The sequence below is a fragment of the Lysobacter koreensis genome, assembly GCF_042677045.1.
In the GTDB taxonomy this organism is placed as follows: Bacteria; Pseudomonadota; Gammaproteobacteria; order Xanthomonadales; family Xanthomonadaceae; genus Lysobacter_K; species Lysobacter_K koreensis.
In genome coordinates, this window is record NZ_JBHTIH010000002.1 from 993,680 (window position 1) to 1,012,349 (window position 18,670).

The window sequence follows — 18,670 nt, forward strand, 5'->3', positions numbered from 1 at the left end:
GCGGGCGGGCGCGGAAAACGCGCCCACCTTGCACGCGATGTCAGATCCGCTTGAACACCAGCGTGCCGTTGGTGCCGCCGAAGCCGAAACCGTTCGACACCGCCACGTCGATCTTCGCCTCGCGCGCCACGTTCGGCACGTAGTCGAGGTCGCAGCCCTCGCCGGGCTCGTCCAGGTTGATCGTCGGCGGGATGATGCCCGCGTGCAGCGCCATCACCGAGAAGATCGCCTCGGCGCCGCCGGCCGCGCCGAGCAGGTGCCCGGTCATCGACTTGGTCGAGCTGACCATGGTCTTGTAGGCGTGCTCGCCAAGCGCGCGCTTGATCGCCAGCGTTTCGGCCAGATCCCCAAGCGGCGTCGAGGTGCCGTGCGCGTTGAGGTAGCCGACCTCGTCGGGATTGACCCCTGCGTCCTTGAGCGCCGCGACCATGCAGCGCGCGGGGCCTTCCCCGTTCTCGCTGGGCGCGGTCATGTGGAACGCGTCGGAGGTCGCACCGAAGCCGGCCAGCTCGCAGTAGATGCGCGCGCCGCGCGCCTTGGCGCGTTCGTACTCCTCGAGCACCAGGATGCCGGCGCCGTCGCCGAGCACGAAGCCGTCGCGGTCCTTGTCCCACGGGCGCGAGGCACGGGTCGGGTCGTCGTTGCGGGTCGACATCGCCTTCATCGAGCAGAAGCCGCCGACCGAGGTCGGCGACGAGCCGCGTTCGGCGCCGCCGGCGATCATCACATCGGCGTCGCCGTACTGGATCATGCGCATCGCCATGCCGATCGAATGGTTCGAGGTCGCGCAGGCCGACACGGCGGAGAAGTTCGGACCCTTGATGCCAGTCAGCAGCGAGACCTGGCCGGGCAGCATGTTGATGATGGTGCTGGGCACGTAGAACGGCGAGATCTTGCGCGGGCCGCCCTCGTGGTACTTGATGGTCTGCTCTTCGATACCGAGCAGGCCGCCGATGCCCGAGCCGATCAGCGCGCCGATGCGCTCGGCGTTGGAATCGTCGACCACCACGCCCGCGTCCTCCATCGCCATCAGCGATGCGGCCACGCCGTAGTGGATGAATTCCTCCATCTTCCTGGCGTCCTTCGGGTTCACCCATCGGGTGATGTCGAAGTCGCGGACCTCGCCGGCGATGCGCGTGGTGAACGCGGCCGGGTCGAAGTGCGTGATCGGGCCGATGCCGGAACGGCCGTTGACGATGCCGTCCCAACTGCTGGCCAGGTCATTGCCCAGCGGGGAAACGATGCCGAGGCCGGTGACGACTACACGCCTGTTGAATGCGGGTCGGTTGAAGGCCGGACTATTGGACATGGAGGACTCCATCTACGATCTGCTTGCGAACCGCGCCGGCTACTCACCAGCGAATCCACGGATTGGGACTGCTGCTGCGCAGGCGGCCAGGACGGCCCGGAAACACGAATGCCTGACGCTACGCAGCTTCAAAAAACGCGGGGCCGCATTAGCGGCCCCGTGTTGGCGTGCTGGAAACAAGGCCGGCCGTGCGAACCGCGCCCGCCTGCTCCCACCGGACGCGTTACGCCTTGACGTGGGTCTTGACGTAGTCAATCGCCTGCTGCACCGAAGTGATCTTCTCGGCTTCCTCGTCGGGGATCTCGCACTCGAACTCTTCCTCGAGCGCCATCACCAGCTCGACGGTGTCGAGCGAATCCGCGCCGAGGTCGTCAACGAACGAGGCGTTGTTGGTGACGTCTTCTTCCTTGACGCCAAGCTGTTCGATCACGATCTTCTTGACGCGTTCTTCGATGCTGCTCATGGGTGCTCACTCCTCCCGGACGGGATTTTCGATGGAATAGTCTAATGGAATCCGGGGCTGTCGCGAATAGTGACGAAAGCCCTTTCTCTTCAACCACTTACCGCCAAACGCAGGCGGCTCATGGCATGTACATGCCGCCGTTGACGTGCAGCGTCTCGCCGGTGATGTAGGCCGCCGACGGGCCGGCCAGGAACGCCACCGCGCGCGCGATGTCCGCCGGCTCGCCCAGGCGGCCCAGCGCGATCTGCCCGAGCATCGCGTTCTTCGCGTCCTCGGGCAGGGACTTGGTCATGTCGGTGTCGATGAAGCCCGGGGCCACCACGTTGACAGTCACGCCGCGCGAACCGATCTCGCGCGCCATTGATTTGCTGAAGGCGATGATGCCGGCCTTGGCCGCCGCGTAGTTGGCCTGCCCGGCGTTGCCGGTCACGCCGATCACCGAAGCGATGTTGATGATGCGGCCGCGGCGCGCCTTCATCATCGCGCGCATCACCGCCTTGCTGGTGCGGAACACGCTGGTCAGGTTGGTGTCGAGGATCGCCTGCCAGTCCTCGTCCTTCATCCGCATCAGCAGGTTGTCGCGGGTGATGCCGGCGTTGTTGACCAGGATCGAGATCGCGCCGACCTCTTTGCCGATCGTGTCGATCAGCGTTTCGATCGAGCCGGCGTCGGTGACGTCGAGCATGCGGCCGTGGCCACCGCGCGCCGCCAGGCGCTCGCCGATCGCCTGCGCGCCGGCCTCCGAGGTGGAGGTGCCGATCACGGTCGCTCCCTGCGCGGCCAGTTCGTCGGCAATCGCCGCGCCGATGCCGCGGCTGGCGCCGGTGACCAGGGCGACTTCGCCCTTCAAGGTTTCATGGTTCATGCATGCTTCCAATCATTCAATGCGGATTCGAAATCGACCGGCGTAGCGAGCGCGCGCGCGTCGAGCGACTTGTCGATGCGCTTGGCCAGCCCGGTGAGTACCTTGCCCGGCCCGCATTCGGCGATCCGTGTCGCGCCGCCGGCGGCCAGGGCCTGCACGCAGCCGGTCCACTGCACCGGCAGGTACAACTGGCGCACCAGCGCATCGCGCATCGATTCGACGCCCTGGTGCACTTCGGCATCGACGTTCTGCACGATCGGCAGGCCCGGCGTCTGCCAGTCCAGACCGTTCATGGCGTCGGCGAGGCGGTTGGCCGCTTCGCGCATCAGCGGCGTATGCGAGGGCACGCTGACCGCGAGCTTGACCGCCTTGCGCACGCCGCGTTCGGCCAGTTGCGTGAGCGCCTTGTCGACCGCCGCCGCGTGGCCGCCTATCACGATCTGGCCGGGTGAGTTGAAATTGGCCGGCACCACCACCTCGTTGCCGGACACCGCGGCGCAGACTTCCAGTACCAACGCGTCCTCGGCGCCGAGCACGGCGGCCATCGCACCGCTGCCGGCGGGCGCGGCATCCTGCATCAACTGCCCGCGCAGGCGCACCAGGCGCGCGGCGTCGTGCAGCGACAGCACGCCGGCGGCGACCATCGCGCTGTACTCGCCGAGGCTGTGGCCAGCCAGCACGACGGGCTGTTCGCCGCCACGCGCCAGCCACAGGCGCCACACCGCCACGCCCGCGGCGAGCAATGCCGGCTGGGTGAATTCGGTGCGATTGAGTTCGTCCTCGGGGCCGGACTGGCTGAGCGCCCACAGGTCGGCACCGGCGCCGTGGCTGGCTTCGTCGAAGGTCGCGCGCACGATCGGATCGAGCGTCGCCAGTTCGCCGAGCATGCCCAGCGACTGCGAGCCCTGCCCCGGGAACACGAACGCGAGATGTGATGGGAGATGTTGCGGATCGGTCACGCGCCAAGCCCTGGCGGAAGAACGCGCCATGATACGAGCGATTGCTCTAACGCGTCTGTACCCGCGCGTACAGTGCTGCGACGCGACAAACGAAAACGCCCCCGGCAATGCGGGGGCGTTTTCGGCATATCGGTCGTACGGCCGGACTCAGTAGCGCAGCAGCGCCGAGCCCCAGGTGAAGCCGCCGCCGAACGCTTCCAGCAGCAGCAACTGGCCGCGTTGCACCCGGCCGGTACGCACCGCCTCGTCCAGCGCCAGCGGCACCGAGCCCGACGAGGTGTTGCCATGCTTGTCGACGGTGACCACCACCCGCTCCATCGGCATGTCCAGGCGCTTGGCCGTGGCCTCGATGATGCGCAGGTTGGCCTGGTGCGGGATCAGCCAGTCGATGTCGTGGCGATCCAGGCCGTTGGCATCGAGCGTTTCCTCGACCACCGAGTCGAGCGCCTTGACCGCGTGCTTGAACACCTCGTTGCCGGTCATCAGCACCTTCACGCCGACGTTGTGCTCCCCGGGCTTGAAGCCGACCGAGACGCCGACCGGGTTCCACAGCAACTCCTTCTTGCCGCCATCGGCGTGCAGGTGGGTGCTGAGAATGCCGGTTTCGGTGTCGGCCTTGAGCACGACCGCACCAGCGCCGTCGCCGAACAGCACACAGGTGCCGCGATCGGACCAGTCGAGCATCCGGGTCAGGGTTTCCGCACCGACCACCAGCGCGGTCTTGGCAGCGCCGGAGCGGATGAACTGGTCGGCCACCGTAAGCGCGTAGATGAAGCCCGAGCAGGCGGCATTGACGTCGAACGCGGGACAGCCGTTGGCGCCGAGGCGGTGCTGCAGCAGGCAGGCGGTCGAGGGAAAGATCAGGTCCGGCGTGGTGGTGCCGAGCACGATCAGGTCGATCTCGCTTGGGTCGACGCCAGCGGCTTCCAGCGCCCGCATGGAGGCGTGATACGCAAGGTCGCCGGTGGTCTCGCCTTCGGCGGCGACATGCCGCTCGCGGATGCCGGTGCGGGCGACGATCCACTCGTCGCTGGTATCGACGAACTGGGTCAGGTCGCTGTTGGTCAGCACTTTCTCCGGCAGGTAGCTGCCGGTGCCCGCGATGCGGGAATAGATGCGCTGGAACGCGGCTGATCCCGATGAGCCTGGCTTCGATACACCAGGCTGACGTGCAGCGTGCTGGTCTGTTGCGTGATCGCTCATCACCACTCCCGCGGCACGGCCGCTGCGAGGACTCGCCAGTCACGCTGGCGACGGGTTCTCGCCGGCGCGACGCCAAAATCGATCCCGGGACTGGGTTGCCAGTGCCGTTGATCGCGGGGTTCTGCTGTCGCGGCGCTGTCGAGCGTCGGCGACGGCGCCGCCTGGCACGGATGCAAGCGCGGCGCAGCAGGTGTGGACGAACTTATTCTTCGTCGGCGACCGCGGACTTGGTCTCGATCACCTTCTTGCCACGGTAGTAGCCGTCGGCGGTGACATGGTGGCGGATATGGGTCTCGCCGGTGGTCGGATCGGTGGCCAGCTGCTTGCTGGTCAGCGAATCGTGGGCGCGGCGCATGCCACGCTTGGACGGGGAAACGCGGGACTTCTGGACAGCCATGGTCTTGCTCCAAGAAAAACTGCTGGTAACTACTAATAAATGTGCTGGTAGATGTGCTGGGAACCGATCTAGTCGGAACTAGGCATCCCGAGGTGGAACTAGTTGGACTTGTTCTTCAATGCCGACAACGCCGCGAACGGGTTCACGCGCTCCGGCTCGGCTTCTTCGGCCGGCCAGTCGCGCTCCATCGCTTCCGTGCCGGGCATCAGCGGCACGACCGGAACGGCGAGGATCAATTCGTCCTCGACCAGCTCGGCGGTGTGCAGCATGCCGTCTTCGGGCATCAACAGCGGCTCGTAGCCTTCCGGCAACCCGGCTTCGTCCAGCTCCTCGCTGCCACTACCCTCACGAAGCAGGCCGAGCCGCTGCACGATCCGCACCGGAAACAGAAACCGTTGCAGGGTGCGCTGGCACAGCAGCGGCAACTCGGCATCGATTCGCAACTCCACGTACGGGACCCGCAGCGCGTCCTGGCCGAAGTCGAGGGCGAAAACCACCTCACCTTCGGTATCGACCAGGCTGTCGCGTAACCGGGCCAGCGTCGACAACGGGAGACGGCCTTCCACGCCGCGCCGCGCCGCCACCATGCGCCAAGCATCCAACACTTCGGGCAGGTTCGCTGACATAAGCCGGGGAATGTTAGTGACCGCGCCCTCCCTTGTCAAACCCGGGGATGACGCTAAAACCCTGTCGTGGCGAGGGTTTAGCCACCGATTTGCGGGCAGCCGCCCGGCCACGGCAGACTGCGGGGCCGCCCTTCAGACCGCCACCGTGACCGCCAGCCCGTTCATCCTGACGTTAATCGTGGCCGTGGTGCTGGGATTGGTGGCATTCCGCCTGCTGCGCGGGGCGCCCAGCCGCCGCCAGCGCGCGATGCGCGAACTGCTTGACGCCGCCGACGCGCTGGAAGCACGGCTGCGGGTGGCCCGCGCCGAGATCGCCGCGGTGGTCGGCGACCACGTCGAAGACCCGGTCCGCGATGCGATGCGCGAGATGCTGCGCCAGCGGCTGTGGCTGCGCGACCACGGCAAGGGCGCCAGCCTGGAGCAATTGACCGAGGTACGCGCCTCGATCGACGCCGCGCGCGGCCGGATCGAGCAGCAACTGGCGCGGATCGAGCAGGCCCGCGCGCCGCTGGCCTGAACCCCGCGTGGCGCAGCCCGAACCCCCAACGATGCCGGTTCGGCCGTGCGCCTGATCCTCGCCTCGACCTCGCGCTACCGGCGCGAGTTGCTCGCGCGCCTGCGCCTGCCGTTCGAGGCGCTGCTCCCGGACACCGACGAAACCCCCCTGGCCGGCGAAACGCCGCCGGCACTGGCGCGACGCTTGGCGATCGCCAAGGCGACCAGCGTCGCGCAGCGCGAACCAGGCGCATGGGTGATCGGCTCGGACCAGGTGGCCGAGCTGGACGGTCGCCCGCTCGGCCAGCCCGGCGGGCGCGCGGCGGCGATCGCGCAACTGGCGGCAATGTCGGGACACGCGGTGCGGTTCCGTACCGGCGTGTGCGTGGCGCGCGCCGACGCCGCGGCGCAGGTGGTCGTCGACACCACGACGGTGCGGTTCCGGACGCTGGCGGTGGACGAGATCGCCCGCTATGTCGACGCCGAGCAGCCCTACGACTGCGCCGGCAGTTTCAAGTGCGAGGGATTGGGGATCAGCCTGTTCGACGCGATCGACACGCAGGACCCGACCGCGCTGATCGGGCTGCCGCTGATCGCGACCGCGCGGCTGCTGCGCGAGGCCGGGTTCGCCCTGCCCTGAGCCGGACTGGCCGGCTAGTCGGCGCCGCTGATCTCGACCGGTTGCTCCGGCCAGTCCTCGACGCTGCCATCGCGACCGTGCAGGCGCAGGCCGAGCCAATGCTGGCCCGCGGCGATGCCACGCTCGCTGCGCAGGTCCACGGCCGCGGTGAAGCCGACGCGCGGGTGCTGCGGGTCGTTCGAGATTTTCCAGCTCTGCTGCAGGCCGTCGTAGTCGAGGCCATACCGCGCCGGCGCGACGATGCGTCCGTCGAGCAGTACCTCGACGCGGGACAAACCCACGCCGTCCTTGAACGCCCAACCGCGCACGTCGAACACCCGGCCGACCCGCGCGCCGCCGATAGGTGCGTCGATCCACGCCATCGCCGGCGTCGTGCACGCGCCCTCGCGCTTGCCATCCAACGCGAACAGCAGGAAGCGCTGGCGGCCATGATCGATGTTGAGCACCGTAGGCGGCGGCAGCGGTCCGACCATCGCGCACAGGTCGTGGTAGCGGCGCAGCAGGTGCTTGTACTCGACCTCGCTGGCGCCGACGACGAGCAGCACCGGCGTCGCACCCCAGGCCTGGCGGCCGGGCGTCTGCAGGCCCCACAACTGCAGTTGCGGGGCGCGCCCGTGCTTGCTGTTGAGCGGGTGGTCGAGCACCGCGATGTTCGCGTCGCCGAGCGCGAACCCGAGCTCGGCGCCGACCTTGAAGTTGTCGGCGACCACGCGGGTGCCGGCCGGCATCTGGCGCAGTTGCCTGCGCGTGGCGTCGGCCAGGGCGTCCCAGCCGGCGAAATTGGACGGGTACCACTTCTGCGCCGCGCTGCGTGCGCGCAGCTGCGGAACCGACACGGCCACGTAGTAGCCCAGGATCGCCGCCAGCCCGATGCCGGCCATCGCCCAGGTCAGCAGCCGCGACCAGCGCGGCCAGGTCGCCAGCGCGGCCGGCAGCAACGGCAGCAAGGCCAGGTAGCCCGGCAGCGGCCAGTGGAAACTCACCCGCTCGGTGTCGGCGAAGAAGCCCAGCGCGAAGAAGCCCAGCACCACCAGCCCGCCGAGCAGTGCGAAGTAACGCGCCGCGGGCATCGCGCTGGTACGGCCGCGCCAGCCGGCGTGGGCCAGCGCGATGAACAGCAGCGGCGTGACCAGCAACGCCTGGACCGCGATGAACCACAGGCCATCGGCGTGGAACGCCCACGGATGGCGGTCGACCAATTGGAAGCGCAGGCCGGCGTCGGCATTGTCGAAGTTCCACGCCAGCAGCGGCACCCACGCCGACGCGCCGAACGCGATCGCGGTCCACACGCGCACGTCACGCAGCACCCGGCGGCCGTCGACGAGCAGCAGCAGTGCAACCAGGCCGACCGCGATCACCGCGATGAAGCGGTAATGGCTGAGCGCGCCGATCGCCAGGCCCAACGCCAGCTCCAGCGCGGCAGCGGCGGATACCTCGCGCAGCAGGCGCGCGCCGGCGTCCACGCACAGCAGCGTCGCCAGCGCCATCGCCGCATCGGGCAGTGCCAGCAGGCCCAGTGAACCGGCCAGGGGCAACAGCAGGGCAAAGCACCCGGCGAGCCAGCCGTTGCGCGCACCGAACTCGCGGCTCGCGATGCGTACCAGCAGCAGCGGCACGCCCGCGGCGATCAGCAGGAACGGCGCGCGCAACGCCAGCGGGTGGTTGCCGCCGATCTCGACCCCGAGCCGCGCCAGCCAGGCGGTCAGGCCCGGCAGGTCGGAATACGCCGCGGCCAGGTGCTGGCCTTCCTGCCAGTAGAACGCCTCGTCGACGAACAACGGCAAGTGTGCGGCAATCAACACCTTCGCTAGCAGCACCACTGCCCACAGGCACCAGAACGCCGCTTGTGACCGATCCGGTCGGCTGGCATCCAGCCCGTTCTCGTACCGCATCAGTCCCTGCCTCGCTACACTCGAATGACTTTCAGGAGAAATCCGATGGCAGCATCCCCCTCGGCGGCGCACATGCTAACCGATGGCCTGCGCACGACCCTTGACCGCGCGCAGACACAGGTCAACGGGCTGGTGCTGGGCAAGGCCCACGAGGTGCGGCTGGCGTTCGTGGCGTTGCTGTCCGACGGCCACCTGCTGATCGAAGACCTGCCCGGGCTGGGCAAGACCACCCTGGCGCACGCACTGGCCGCGACGCTCGGGCTGCAGTTCCAGCGCGTGCAGTTCACCTCCGACCTGTTGCCGGCCGATGTCGTTGGCGTGTCGGTGTTCGACCCGCAGGCGCGGCGTTTCGAATTCCATCCCGGCCCGGTGTTCACCCAGGTGCTGCTGGCCGACGAGATCAACCGCGCGCCGCCGCGTACGCAAAGCGCGTTGCTGGAAGCGATGGCCGAGCACCAGGTCACCGTCGACGGCGTCAGCCATCGACTGCCGGACCCGTTCTTCGTGATCGCCACGCAGAACCCGGTCGATGTGTCGGGCACCTATCCGTTGCCGGACTCGCAGCTCGACCGCTTCCTGTTGCGGCTGGCGCTGGGCTACCCCGGCGAGGCGGCCGAGCGCGACCTGCTGGCCGGCAGCGACCGCCGCAGCCTGATCGCGCAGACGCGCGCGGTGCTCGGCAGCGACGAGGTGGTCGCCGCCCGCCACGCGGTCAGCGCGGTCCACGCCAGCGAGGCGCTGGTTCATTACGTGCAGGCGCTGCTCGCGCGCAGCCGCCGGCACCCGGGCGTGCGGGTCGGCTTGTCGCCGCGCGCGGGCCTGGCGCTGCTGCGCGCGGCGCGCGCGTATGCGCTGCTGCTTGGTCGCGCGCACGTGCTGCCCGAGGACGTGCAGGCGCTGTTCGAGGCGGTGGCCGCGCACCGCCTGGTGGCCGAAACCCAGGCCGGGGCCGGCAACGCCCTGGCCAAGTCGATCCTGCACGCGGTGGCGGTCGACTGAGCGCCGTGCGCGACGCGGTGGACGCCAGATGAGCAGGACCCGCTGGCCACGCCTGCGCGCGCGCATGCTGGCGCTGACCCGCCCGCGCGATCCTGAAGCGCTGCCGGTGCAGTTCGTGCCGCGCCGCGTGTATGTGCTGCCGACCCGTTTCGGGATGTTCTACGCGGCGCTGCTGCTGGTGATGGTCGGCGGCGCGCTCAACTACAACAACAACCCGGCGCTGCTGCTGGGCCTGCTGCTCGCGGGCGCCGGGCTGGCCAGCCTGGTCGCCGCGCAGCTGCAGCTGACCGGCCTGCGCGTGGTCGCGATCGAGGCCGAGCCGGTCGCGGCCGGCACGCCGCTGCAGGTGCGGGTGCACGCGCATGGCGTGGTCAAGCGCGTCCGCCGCGGGTTGCAGGTCGACGACGACCGCGCCTCCGACGCGCAGGCGGTGCTGAACCTCGACGGCGACCACGGCGAGGTGCAACTGGCGTTCGCCACCGAGCGCCGCGGCTGGTTCGACCTGCCGAAGTTGCGCGTCTCCACTACCCGTCCGCTGGGCCTGGCGCGGGCGTGGGCCTATGTCTGGTCGGAGGCGCCGCTGCTGGTCTACCCGGCGCCGGAACCACACGGCCCGCCGCTGCCCAGCGGCTCCGGCGACCCGGTACAGGCGCGCCTGCACCCGAGCGGCGACGACGTCCACCACCTGCGCGCCTACCGCGCCGGCGATGCGCGCCGCGCGATCGCGTGGAAGCCCTCGGCGCGTCGCGACACGCTGCTCGTGCGCGAGTACGAGCAGCCGCTGGGCGCCGACGTGCTGCTCGACTGGCACGCGATGGACTCGCTGCCCTACGAGGCACGGATCGCCCGCCTCGCCCGCTGGATCGACGAAGCCGAGCGCGACGACCGCCGCTACCGGCTGGTGCTGCCCGGCCACGCCGACCTGGGCGCGGACCACGGCCCGTTCCACCGCCACGCCTGCCTGCGCGCGCTGGCCCTGATGCCGCATGGTTGAGCCCCGGGCCAGCCTCGCCTTCGATCCGGCCAGCCGCCGCTGGGCGTTGCTGGTCGGCGCGGTGTGCGTGCTGCCGCTGCTGCTGCAGCTGCCGCTGCTGCAGGGCTTGCTGATCGGCGCGGCGAGCGTGGCGATCTCGCTGCTGACCTGGCGCCGGCCGCTGCCCGGCTGGCTGCGGCTGCTGCTCGCGCTGTCGGTGCTGGGGATCGTGCTGAGCCTGTCCGGGTTCCGCTTCGGCCGCGACACCGGCTGCGCGCTGCTGGCGGCGATGCTGGCGATCAAGCCGGCGGAAACCTTCAGCCTGCGCGATGCGCGCAGCCTGGTCGGGTTCGCGTTGTTCGCGCCGTTCGCGACCTTCCTGCTCGACCAAGGGCCCCTGTCGCTCGCGCTGGGGTTGATCGCCGCGGTCCTCGCGCTGACCGCGCTGCAGCGGTTCGCCGAGATCGAATCGGGCGACAGCGCCGCGCCGCCCTCGCCCGTGCGCCGGCTGCTCGGCATCGGCCGGCTGCTGGCGATCGGCCTGCCGATGGCGCTGGCGGTGTTCTGGTTGTTCCCGCGCCTGGCCACGCCCGCGTGGGGCGTGCCCGACCGCGCGTTGGCGCGTCCGGGCCTGTCGGACCGGATGTCGCCGGGGGAATGGGCCGAACTGATGAACGACGAGACGCCGGTCCTACGCGCGCGCTTCTTTGGCGCCGCGCCCCTGCCCGCGCAGCTGTACTGGCGCGGGCCGGTGCTGTGGGACTTCGACGGCCAGACCTGGACCCAGCCGGGTGGCTTGCGCGGCCTGCCGCCCGCCGCGACCCAACCCGCGGCGACGCGCTGGGACTACGAGATGGCGATCGAGCCCACCGACCGCCGGCAACTGGTCGCGCTCGACCTGCCGCTGTCCGCGCCGACGGGCAGCGAACTGACGCTCGACCACGGCCTGTACGCGGCGGCCCCGCTGAGCGCGCTGACCCGCTGGCGCGTGCAGTCGGCACCGCCGGCGCGCTACGAGCCGCGCCTGCATCCGGTGCTGCGGCAGATGGCCCTCGCGTTGCCGCCGGGTTACAACCCGCGCACGCTGGCGTTGGCGCGGCAATGGCGCAGCGAGGCCGGCCGCGACGACGCCGCGATCGTGCAGCGCTCGCTGGCGTGGATCAGGGCGCGCTTCGCCTACACGCTTGACACCCCGCGTCCGGGTCGCCACGGCGTCGACGAGTTCCTGTTCGACCAGCAGGCTGGCTTCTGCCAGCACTTCAGCTCTGCGTTCGTGGTGCTGATGCGCGGCGCCGGCATCCCCGCGCGGGTGGTCACCGGCTACGCCGGCGGTTACCGCAACGCGATCGGCGACTACTGGCTGGTGCGGCGTTCCGACGCGCACGCGTGGGCCGAGGCCTGGCTGCCGGGTCGGGGCTGGGTGCGGGTCGACCCGACCGCCGCGGTCGCGCCCGAGCGCATCTACGACACCCTCGCCGACCGCGCGCCTGGCGCCGACGGCTTGATCGCCGGCTTGCTCGGCTCGGTGTGGGGTGACCGCGCCGCGGGTACGCGGCTCTTCGACGTCCGCGATTTCATGCGCCGCGGCTGGAACGACTTCGTTCTCGGCTTCAACGCCGACCGCCAGCAACGCCTGCTCAAGCCGCTGGGCGTCGACAAGCTCGAGCCGCGCACGCTGATCGTGCTGTTCGCGATGGCCGCCGCGCTCGCCCTGCTGTGGATGGCCTGGCTCAGTGCGCGCGGCCCGCGCCAGGCCGATCCGGTGCTGCGTGCCTGGCACCGGCTCGGCCGCCGCTACGCGCGCCTGGACCTGGCGCGCGAACCGCACGAGCCCGCCCACGAGTGGGCTGAACGAGTCAGCCAGGCCCGCCCGGAACTGGCCGGCCCACTGCAATCGCTCACCCGCCGTTTCAATGATTGGCGGTACGCTCGCACCGAACCGGAACGCCGCGCCGCCCATGCCCTGATCCGCGACCTGCGCGCGCACCGCCCACGCCTCCATGGAGAACGCCGATGAACACCCGACTCGCCGTACTCGCAACCGCCACCGCACTGCTGTCCGCCTGTGCGACGCAGCCGAAGCCGCTGCAGGGCACGTTTGCGCAGATCAGCCCGCGTGACGCCGCGGCCACCGAGAGCACCGGCGCGATGGTGCGCTGGGGCGGCCGCATCGTGCAGGTGGAACCGCAGGCCAACCGCACCTGCTTCGAGATGATCTCGACCCGGCTGGACGTCTACGCGCGCCCGTACTGGGCCACAGACGACGTCGGCGGCCGCTTCATCGCCTGCCGCACCGGCTTCTACGACCCGGCACTGTTCGAGAAGAACCGCGAGGTGTCCTTCACCGGGCGCATCGACGGCTACGAAAACCGCCGCATCGGCCAGTACGACTACCGCTTCCCGCGCGTGGAAGCCGACATCGTCTACCTGTGGCCGGTGCGCGAACGCGTCGACGTCGTCACCCGGCCGGCGCCGTGGCCGTGGTGGGGCTGGTGGTGAGCCGCTGGTCGACTTGAATGAAAAAGCCCGGCATTGCCGGGCTTTTTTTACGACTAGCGCGCGGTACCGAATCGGCCCAACGGCGCGCCCGCCAACAGGTGCAGGTGGACCTGGAACACGGTCTGCCCGCCATGGCCGTTGCAGTTGATCACCACGCGGTAGCCGTCCTGCGCGAAACCTTGCTGCTTGGCGAAATCCGCCGCGGCGATCGCCAGCCGTCCCAGCACTTCGGCCTGCGACGGCTGCACGTCGTTGAGGGTCGCGATCGGCGTTTTCGGCACGAACAGCACATGCACTGGCGCCTGCGGCGCGATGTCGCGGAACCCGATCAGGTGCTCGTCCTCGAACACGATGTCGGCGGGAATCTCGCGGCGGATGATCTTGTCGAAGATGGTGTCGCTGGGCATGTCTGGCACTCCGGCGTGGGCGGCGATCAAGCGTAGCGGGAGGAAACGGGCAACGGGGAACGGGGACGCCAAACCCGAAACAGCGAAGCTGGTGCTTCCCAGTTCCCTGTTCCCCGCCTCAATCCACCATCTCGCTGCGGCTGCCGAACGCATGCGACAGCGTGCCGCGATCGACGTACTCCAGCTCGCCGCCCAGCGGCACGCCGTGCGCGAGCCGGCTCGGCCGCACCCGCTGCTGGCGCGCCAGTTGCGCGAGATAGTGCGCGGTCGCCTCGCCTTCGACCGTCGGGTTGGTGGCGATGATCAGTTCCTGCACTTCGCCCTGGGCGAGGCGCTCAGACAGGCGGTCCAGCCCGAGTTCGCGCGGGCCGATCCCGTCCAGCGGCGACAGCCGGCCCTGGAGCACGTAATACAGGCCGCGGTAGCCGGTGGCCTGCTCGATCGCCAGCCGGTCGGCCGGCGACTCGACCACGCACAGCAGGTGCGCGTCGCGCGAGGCGCTGGCGCAGGTGGCGCACACCGGCGTCTCGCTGAAGTCGCGGCAGCGTTCGCAGTGGCCGATCTTCTCGACCGCCGCGGCCAACGCCTCGGACAGCCGCTGGCCACCGGCGCGTTCGCGTTCGAGCACGTGGTAGGCCATGCGCTGCGCCGATTTCGGGCCGACGCCGGGCAGCACGCGCAGCGCGTCGATCAGTTGTTCTAGTAAGGCGCTCACGTTCGAAGGCGTCGGTCCGTAGGGCGGGTTTCAACCCGCCGTCTTTGGGCTGGCTGGGGGCAGCGGGTTGAAACCTGGCCTACCTTAGGCACCGATCAGAAGCCCGGAATCTTCATGCCCGCCGGGATCGGCATGCCCGCGGTGGCGCCGGCCATCTTCGCCTGCGATTCGGCGTTGGCCTTGTTGACCGCGTCGTTGAACGCCGCCGCGATCAGGTCCTCGGCCATCTCCGGGTCGGACAGCACGCTGGGGTCGATGCGTACCTTGCGGCACTCCATGCGGCCGGTCAGGGTCACGCTGACCATGCCGCCGCCGGCGTTGCCGGTGACTTCCAGGCTGGCCAGTTCTTCCTGCGCACGCTGCATGTTTTCCTGCATCTTCTGCGCTTGCTGCATGAGTTGGGCGATGTTTCCGCGCATGGTCGTGTACTCGTCTAAAGGGTGGTGGGTGGGCGGGCCGCGATCCCGCCGGGGACGGGCGAACCGCGGCCGGGCCGCTGCTGCGGTGCTGTCCGATCAGCACGTCATTGGGTCGAATGCGCGACCCTCAAGAGTCCTCGAACGGCCGGATCGAGTCGGGAACGACCTTAGCGCCGTGCTGCGAGATCAGCCGCTGCACGTCCGGGTCGCCCATGAACAGCTGTTCGGCGCTGGCCTGGCGCTCGTCGCGGGCGCGCTCGTTGCGGTCGCGCAGCGATTCGACCGGCTTGTCGGCGGTCTCGAACTTGATCTGCGGCGACGCGCCCAAGGCCGGAGCCAGCGCATCGGCGACCATCTTGACCATCGCCGCACCGCGCAGGTGGTCGTCGGTCGGCGCCAGCGACAGGCTCAGCACGCCGTCGCCGTAGGCCACGAAGCCGGCGTGTTCGGCCAGCAGGCGCGCGGGGCCTTTCAGCCCGCTGCGCGCGACCAGCGCGTGCCAGGCCTCGCCGTCGGCGATGCCCTCGATCGCCGCCGCGCCGACGGCGCCAGGGGGCGCGGCGGAGACCGGTGGTGAGGGTTCGCGTATCGCGGCCGAAGCCAGCGACGCTGATGCGGTCACGGGCTCGCCAACGGCGGCATCGCGGGGATCTGGACGAGCCTGCGGGGCGGTGGGTGTCGCGGACTCGGCGCGCGGTTCGGCCGGGGCGCGCATCGCTGGCGCGGGCGCGCGCGTCGGCCTCATTGCCGCCGCGTGCGGCGGCGCGGCGGTTCGCGCGGGCGCCGGTATCGCGGATGGCCGGGCATCGTCCGCAGCTGCCGGCCGGAACGCGAGCATCCGCAACACGCACATCTCGAACCCGGCGCGCGGGCTCGGTGCCAGCGGCAGGTCGCGCCGGCCGTTAACCGCTATCTGGTACCACAGCTGCACGACTTCCGGGCGCAGCCGGCCGGCCAGCGCGTCGACGTCGACGCCATCGACTTCGATCGCCGCATCGGGCACCAGCTGGCGCACCTGCATCCGGTGCAGCGCGTCGGTCATCGCCTCGAGCACCCCGCCCCAGTCGGGCGAGAACTCGGCCAGCGCCGCAACCTCGGCGAGCAGCGCCTCGCCATGGCCATCGGCCAGCGCATCCAGCAACGCTCCCACGCGGGTGCGATCGACCGTGCCGAGCATCGCCGCCACCGCGTTGTCGCCCAATTCGACTCCGCCGCCGGCGCCGGTGTAGGCGATCGCCTGGTCGAGCAGCGACAGGCCGTCGCGCAGGCTGCCGTCGGCCGCCTTGCTGAGCTGGCGGATCGCGCCGGGTTCGGCGGCGATCCCCTCGGCGGCGAGGATCCTGGTGATCTGGCCGCCGATCTGCGCCTCGTCCAGGCGCTTGAGGTTGAACTGCAGGCAACGCGACAGCACCGTCACCGGTAGCTTCTGCGGGTCGGTGGTCGCGAGCAGGAACTTGACGTGCCCCGGCGGCTCCTCGAGCGTCTTCAACAGCGCGTTGAACGCCGCCTTCGACAGCATGTGCACTTCGTCGATCAGGTACACCTTCATGCGCCCGCGCGACGGCATGTATTGCGCGTTCTCGATCACCTCGCGCACGTCGTCGACACCGGTGTTGCTGGCCGCATCGATCTCGAGCAGGTCGAGGAAGCGGCCGGCGTCGATGTCGCGGCAGCTGTTGCACTCTCCGCATGGCTCGGCCGAGGTGCCCCGCTCGCAGTTCAGCGACTTGGCGAAGATCCGCGCGATGGTGGTCTTGCCGACCCCGCGGGTGCCGCTGAACAGGAACGCGTGGTGCACGCGGCCCGAATCGAGCGCATTGGTCAGCGCGCGTACCACGTGCTCCTGCCCGACCAGTTCGGCGAAACGCTTCGGGCGCCATTTGCGGGCAAGGACGAGGTAGGACATCGGACCCTTTGGGTGTTCTGGGGTTTCAGGACGGAGGTTCGTCCGGCGGTCAACGCCGGGCGGCCCGCGATTCAGCGTGTCCGGTAGCGGTCATGCGGACCATGCGAGCCCACGGAAACCAGCGCGCGGCCATTGTGCCATGCCGTGTCGCGCCGGCCGCGACGTGCCGGCATCGACTTGCCGCAAACGCCCGCCACGATTAGACTTTGCGGCCCCGAAGGCGGCTGGACGCCGTGTTCAGGGATGCGGCACACCGGTGTGGAGAGGTGTCCGAGCGGTTGAAGGAGCACGCCTGGAAAGTGTGTAAGCGTCTAAACCGCGCTTCGGGGGTTCGAATCCCCCTCTCTCCGCCACTCCTGCGTGCCGCATACACGTTTCAAACACGCGTTCCACGCGTGGTCGCGATGCAAATCGCGCTGTCTCTATGGTGGCTCCGTCGGCCCCTCGCGACGCTAGGTTGAAAATCCCGCCAGGGCCGGAAGGCAGCAACGGTATCGACTGACGCGGGTGCCGAGGCCAGCCGGCGGAGTCGCCACCCAACGGAATTTCCAGAAAGCTCGAATGTGCGTTCTACCGCGCGCCGCGGCGCGTTCTGAGCGCGCGGTCAGCCGAATTATTCGTGGCGCGGATGTAGCCAGCCGGCGTCGCCTTCGCGGTAACGCTCGTGCTTCCAGATCGGCACGCGCGCCTTGACCTCGTCGATGATGAAACGGCAGGCCGCGAACGCCGCGTCGCGGTGCGCGGCGCTGACACCGACCCACACCGCCAGTTCGCCGATCGCCAGGTCGCCGATGCGGTGCACGCAATGCGCGTCGAGGATCTCGAAGCGGCTGCGCGCCTCCTCGATCACGCGCTCGCCCTCGCTCTGCGCGAGCGCGACATAGGCCTCGTAGCGCAGTCCAGTCACGGGGCGGCCGTCGTTGTGGTTGCGCACCCAGCCCTCGAAACTGGCGTAGCCACCGACTCGGTCGTCGAGCAGGTTCGCACGCAAGGTGGCGGTGTCGACTGGGGTGTCGGCGAGAGAGAATCGCGTCATCTCAGCCCCCACTTACCGGCGGGATGAAGGCGACTTCGCTGCCCTCGCGCAGGCCATCGTCCCAGCCCGCGAAGGCGCCATCGACCGCCACCCGCAGGCGCTCGACCGGCAGCGCGAACCCGTGGCGCACGCGCAGGGTTTGGTAGAGCGTGCGCAAGTCTGGTGCGTCGCTGTCGATGGCCTCGCTGGCCTGCCCCGCCGCATCGCGCAGACTGGCGAAATACAGCACCTCGACCCGGGTCATCGCCCGCCCCCGACATCGCGCTTGCCGCCGCGCTTGGCAACCAGCTTCGCCGGCCCGATCACGATTGCATGCGACAGCGCCTTGCACATGTCGTAGACGGTCAACGCGGCGACCGTGGCCCCGGTCAGCGCCTCCATCTCGACCCCGGTGCGGTGGGTGGTGTGGACGGCGCAGTCGATCCGCAGCGACCGTTCGTCGACCCAGTCGATCGCGATGCGGCAGCCATCGATCGGCAGCGGGTGGCAGAACGGGATCAGCTCGTGGGTGCGCTTGACCGCCATCGTGCCGGCGATGATCGCGGTGTCGACGATGCCGCCCTTGGCGCTGCGCAGGCCGCTCGCGCGCAGTTGCGCGGCGACGTCGGCCGGGAAGCGCACGCGGCAGTCGGCGCTCGCTTCGCGCGCGGTCACCGGTTTGGCCGACACGTCGACCATGGTCGGCCGCCCATCCGGGTCGATGTGGGTGAGAGAACGCGCCTTGCGACCACTGGTCGCGGCGTTCTCGAACGCACGGCCATGGATGGCCGGGCCGGACTCGCCCGAAGCCGCCGATGCCTCGCCACGGATGGCGGCGAGTTTGACTGCGGCAGTGTGTTCGGTGGACTTCTTCATGCGTCGCACAAA

Annotated in this window: 21 protein-coding genes, 1 tRNA gene and 1 other RNA gene; 8 read left to right on the forward strand and 15 right to left on the reverse strand. The window is 69.8% G+C overall.

What is annotated here, in order from left to right; translation table 11 throughout:
* Nucleotides 1-40 precede the first annotated feature (40 nt).
* The 7 genes from fabF to ACFQZQ_RS05005 all read right to left on the reverse strand — a co-directional run bounded on the left by fabF (nt 41) and on the right by ACFQZQ_RS05005 (nt 5,822).
* Nucleotides 41-1,309, reverse strand: a complete 1,269-nt coding sequence (fabF, locus tag ACFQZQ_RS04975; protein ID WP_386811549.1) for a beta-ketoacyl-ACP synthase II — start codon at nt 1,307-1,309, stop codon at nt 41-43.
* A gap of 223 nt (nt 1,310-1,532) precedes the next feature.
* On the reverse strand, nt 1,533-1,772 hold the full coding sequence (gene acpP, locus ACFQZQ_RS04980; protein WP_386811550.1) for an acyl carrier protein: 240 nt from the start codon (nt 1,770-1,772) through the stop codon (nt 1,533-1,535).
* Nucleotides 1,773-1,890: 118 nt separating this feature from the next.
* Nucleotides 1,891-2,637 carry a 3-oxoacyl-ACP reductase FabG gene (gene fabG, locus ACFQZQ_RS04985; protein WP_386811551.1) on the reverse strand — a complete coding sequence of 249 codons (747 nt, stop codon included), beginning with the start codon at nt 2,635-2,637 and terminating at the stop codon, nt 1,891-1,893.
* Nucleotides 2,634-3,626, reverse strand: a complete 993-nt coding sequence (fabD, locus tag ACFQZQ_RS04990) for an ACP S-malonyltransferase (protein ID WP_386811552.1) — start codon at nt 3,624-3,626, stop codon at nt 2,634-2,636. The genes fabG and fabD overlap by 4 nt, the downstream gene beginning before the upstream one ends.
* A 117-nt stretch (nt 3,627-3,743) precedes the next feature.
* Nucleotides 3,744-4,799: a beta-ketoacyl-ACP synthase III gene (locus ACFQZQ_RS04995; protein ID WP_386811553.1), complete on the reverse strand. Its 1,056-nt coding sequence runs from the start codon at nt 4,797-4,799 to the stop codon at nt 3,744-3,746.
* A 202-nt stretch (nt 4,800-5,001) separates the two neighbouring features.
* On the reverse strand, nt 5,002-5,196 hold the full coding sequence (gene rpmF / locus ACFQZQ_RS05000; RefSeq protein WP_386811554.1) for a 50S ribosomal protein L32: 195 nt from the start codon (nt 5,194-5,196) through the stop codon (nt 5,002-5,004).
* A gap of 98 nt (nt 5,197-5,294) precedes the next feature.
* A complete protein-coding gene (locus tag ACFQZQ_RS05005; RefSeq protein ID WP_386811555.1) occupies nt 5,295-5,822 on the reverse strand; it encodes a YceD family protein in 528 nt (175 codons plus the stop codon).
* Nucleotides 5,823-5,967: 145 nt separating this feature from the next.
* Here ACFQZQ_RS05005 and ACFQZQ_RS05010 point away from each other — a divergent pair, with 145 nt between their 5' ends.
* Nucleotides 5,968-6,339 (forward strand): hypothetical protein, encoded by a 372-nt coding sequence (locus tag ACFQZQ_RS05010; RefSeq protein WP_386811556.1) that lies wholly within the window; start codon nt 5,968-5,970, stop codon nt 6,337-6,339.
* A 45-nt stretch (nt 6,340-6,384) separates the two neighbouring features.
* Nucleotides 6,385-6,957, forward strand: a complete 573-nt coding sequence (locus ACFQZQ_RS05015) for a Maf family protein (protein ID WP_386811557.1) — start codon at nt 6,385-6,387, stop codon at nt 6,955-6,957.
* A gap of 14 nt (nt 6,958-6,971) precedes the next feature.
* On the opposite strand, the gene ACFQZQ_RS05020 is transcribed toward ACFQZQ_RS05015, so the two are convergent.
* The gene (locus ACFQZQ_RS05020) at nt 6,972-8,849 is read right to left on the reverse strand and encodes an ArnT family glycosyltransferase (protein WP_386811558.1); all 1,878 of its coding nucleotides are present in this window, start codon (nt 8,847-8,849) and stop codon (nt 6,972-6,974) included.
* 45 nt (nt 8,850-8,894) lie between these two features.
* Here ACFQZQ_RS05020 and ACFQZQ_RS05025 point away from each other — a divergent pair, with 45 nt between their 5' ends.
* The 4 genes from ACFQZQ_RS05025 to ACFQZQ_RS05040 are packed head-to-tail and all read left to right on the forward strand — an operon-like array spanning nt 8,895 to nt 13,320.
* Complete coding sequence (locus ACFQZQ_RS05025) at nt 8,895-9,848, forward strand: AAA family ATPase (RefSeq protein ID WP_386811559.1); 954 nt, start codon at nt 8,895-8,897, stop codon at nt 9,846-9,848.
* 28 nt (nt 9,849-9,876) lie between these two features.
* Entirely contained in the window at nt 9,877-10,842 is a 966-nt protein-coding gene (locus ACFQZQ_RS05030) for a DUF58 domain-containing protein (RefSeq protein WP_386811560.1), read from the forward strand.
* Nucleotides 10,835-12,838 (forward strand): transglutaminase TgpA family protein, encoded by a 2,004-nt coding sequence (locus tag ACFQZQ_RS05035; protein ID WP_386811561.1) that lies wholly within the window; start codon nt 10,835-10,837, stop codon nt 12,836-12,838. Before ACFQZQ_RS05030 ends, ACFQZQ_RS05035 begins: the two co-directional genes overlap by 8 nt.
* Complete coding sequence (locus ACFQZQ_RS05040; RefSeq protein WP_386811562.1) at nt 12,835-13,320, forward strand: Slp family lipoprotein; 486 nt, start codon at nt 12,835-12,837, stop codon at nt 13,318-13,320. Before ACFQZQ_RS05035 ends, ACFQZQ_RS05040 begins: the two co-directional genes overlap by 4 nt.
* Before the next feature lie 53 nt (nt 13,321-13,373).
* Here the strand turns inward: ACFQZQ_RS05040 and ACFQZQ_RS05045 are convergent, their stop codons facing one another.
* The 4 genes from ACFQZQ_RS05045 to dnaX form a co-directional block, all read right to left on the reverse strand.
* Nucleotides 13,374-13,727: a histidine triad nucleotide-binding protein gene (locus tag ACFQZQ_RS05045; protein ID WP_386811563.1), complete on the reverse strand. Its 354-nt coding sequence runs from the start codon at nt 13,725-13,727 to the stop codon at nt 13,374-13,376.
* Nucleotides 13,728-13,845: 118 nt separating this feature from the next.
* On the reverse strand, nt 13,846-14,442 hold the full coding sequence (gene recR, locus ACFQZQ_RS05050; RefSeq protein ID WP_386811564.1) for a recombination mediator RecR: 597 nt from the start codon (nt 14,440-14,442) through the stop codon (nt 13,846-13,848).
* 95 nt (nt 14,443-14,537) lie between these two features.
* Nucleotides 14,538-14,861 carry a YbaB/EbfC family nucleoid-associated protein gene (locus tag ACFQZQ_RS05055; protein WP_386811565.1) on the reverse strand — a complete coding sequence of 108 codons (324 nt, stop codon included), beginning with the start codon at nt 14,859-14,861 and terminating at the stop codon, nt 14,538-14,540.
* Nucleotides 14,862-14,988: 127 nt separating this feature from the next.
* Nucleotides 14,989-16,767: a DNA polymerase III subunit gamma/tau gene (gene dnaX / locus ACFQZQ_RS05060; protein WP_386811566.1), complete on the reverse strand. Its 1,779-nt coding sequence runs from the start codon at nt 16,765-16,767 to the stop codon at nt 14,989-14,991.
* 260 nt (nt 16,768-17,027) lie between these two features.
* Between dnaX and ACFQZQ_RS05065 the strand changes: the two genes are divergently transcribed.
* Nucleotides 17,028-17,120: transfer RNA gene (locus tag ACFQZQ_RS05065), tRNA-Ser, on the forward strand.
* 80 nt (nt 17,121-17,200) lie between these two features.
* Nucleotides 17,201-17,297, forward strand: an RNA gene (gene ffs / locus ACFQZQ_RS05070) — signal recognition particle sRNA small type.
* A gap of 83 nt (nt 17,298-17,380) precedes the next feature.
* Here the strand turns inward: ffs and ACFQZQ_RS05075 are convergent.
* From ACFQZQ_RS05075 to moaC, 3 genes are read right to left on the reverse strand one after another with little or no spacing between them, the layout of a single operon-like run.
* Nucleotides 17,381-17,803 carry a molybdenum cofactor biosynthesis protein MoaE gene (locus tag ACFQZQ_RS05075; RefSeq protein ID WP_386811567.1) on the reverse strand — a complete coding sequence of 141 codons (423 nt, stop codon included), beginning with the start codon at nt 17,801-17,803 and terminating at the stop codon, nt 17,381-17,383.
* Nucleotide 17,804: 1 nt separating this feature from the next.
* The gene (locus tag ACFQZQ_RS05080; RefSeq protein ID WP_386811568.1) at nt 17,805-18,047 is read right to left on the reverse strand and encodes a MoaD/ThiS family protein; all 243 of its coding nucleotides are present in this window, start codon (nt 18,045-18,047) and stop codon (nt 17,805-17,807) included.
* Nucleotides 18,044-18,658: a cyclic pyranopterin monophosphate synthase MoaC gene (gene moaC / locus ACFQZQ_RS05085; protein WP_386811569.1), complete on the reverse strand. Its 615-nt coding sequence runs from the start codon at nt 18,656-18,658 to the stop codon at nt 18,044-18,046. The genes ACFQZQ_RS05080 and moaC overlap by 4 nt, the downstream gene beginning before the upstream one ends.
* Between the last annotated feature and the right edge of the window lie 12 nt (nt 18,659-18,670).

Bases quoted from the DNA above. Each gene is read 5' to 3' on its own strand.
- fabD (WP_386811552.1), bottom strand. From the start codon at position 3,626: ATGGCGCGTTCTTCCGCCAGGGCTTGGCGCGTGACCGATCCGCAACAT.
- ACFQZQ_RS05030 (WP_386811560.1), top strand. From the start codon at position 9,877: ATGAGCAGGACCCGCTGGCCACGCCTGCGCGCGCGCATGCTGGCGCTG.
- ACFQZQ_RS05020 (WP_386811558.1), bottom strand. From the start codon at position 8,849: ATGCGGTACGAGAACGGGCTGGATGCCAGCCGACCGGATCGGTCACAA.
- ACFQZQ_RS05075 (WP_386811567.1), bottom strand. From the start codon at position 17,803: ATGACGCGATTCTCTCTCGCCGACACCCCAGTCGACACCGCCACCTTG.
- fabF (WP_386811549.1), bottom strand. From the start codon at position 1,309: ATGTCCAATAGTCCGGCCTTCAACCGACCCGCATTCAACAGGCGTGTA.
- ACFQZQ_RS05055 (WP_386811565.1), bottom strand. From the start codon at position 14,861: ATGCGCGGAAACATCGCCCAACTCATGCAGCAAGCGCAGAAGATGCAG.
- ACFQZQ_RS05025 (WP_386811559.1), top strand. From the start codon at position 8,895: ATGGCAGCATCCCCCTCGGCGGCGCACATGCTAACCGATGGCCTGCGC.
- ACFQZQ_RS04995 (WP_386811553.1), bottom strand. From the start codon at position 4,799: ATGAGCGATCACGCAACAGACCAGCACGCTGCACGTCAGCCTGGTGTA.
- ACFQZQ_RS05080 (WP_386811568.1), bottom strand. From the start codon at position 18,047: ATGACCCGGGTCGAGGTGCTGTATTTCGCCAGTCTGCGCGATGCGGCG.
- rpmF (WP_386811554.1), bottom strand. From the start codon at position 5,196: ATGGCTGTCCAGAAGTCCCGCGTTTCCCCGTCCAAGCGTGGCATGCGC.
- moaC (WP_386811569.1), bottom strand. From the start codon at position 18,658: ATGAAGAAGTCCACCGAACACACTGCCGCAGTCAAACTCGCCGCCATC.
- ACFQZQ_RS05040 (WP_386811562.1), top strand. From the start codon at position 12,835: ATGAACACCCGACTCGCCGTACTCGCAACCGCCACCGCACTGCTGTCC.
- fabG (WP_386811551.1), bottom strand. From the start codon at position 2,637: ATGAACCATGAAACCTTGAAGGGCGAAGTCGCCCTGGTCACCGGCGCC.
- ACFQZQ_RS05045 (WP_386811563.1), bottom strand. From the start codon at position 13,727: ATGCCCAGCGACACCATCTTCGACAAGATCATCCGCCGCGAGATTCCC.
- ACFQZQ_RS05035 (WP_386811561.1), top strand. From the start codon at position 10,835: ATGGTTGAGCCCCGGGCCAGCCTCGCCTTCGATCCGGCCAGCCGCCGC.
- acpP (WP_386811550.1), bottom strand. From the start codon at position 1,772: ATGAGCAGCATCGAAGAACGCGTCAAGAAGATCGTGATCGAACAGCTT.
- ACFQZQ_RS05005 (WP_386811555.1), bottom strand. From the start codon at position 5,822: ATGTCAGCGAACCTGCCCGAAGTGTTGGATGCTTGGCGCATGGTGGCG.
- dnaX (WP_386811566.1), bottom strand. From the start codon at position 16,767: ATGTCCTACCTCGTCCTTGCCCGCAAATGGCGCCCGAAGCGTTTCGCC.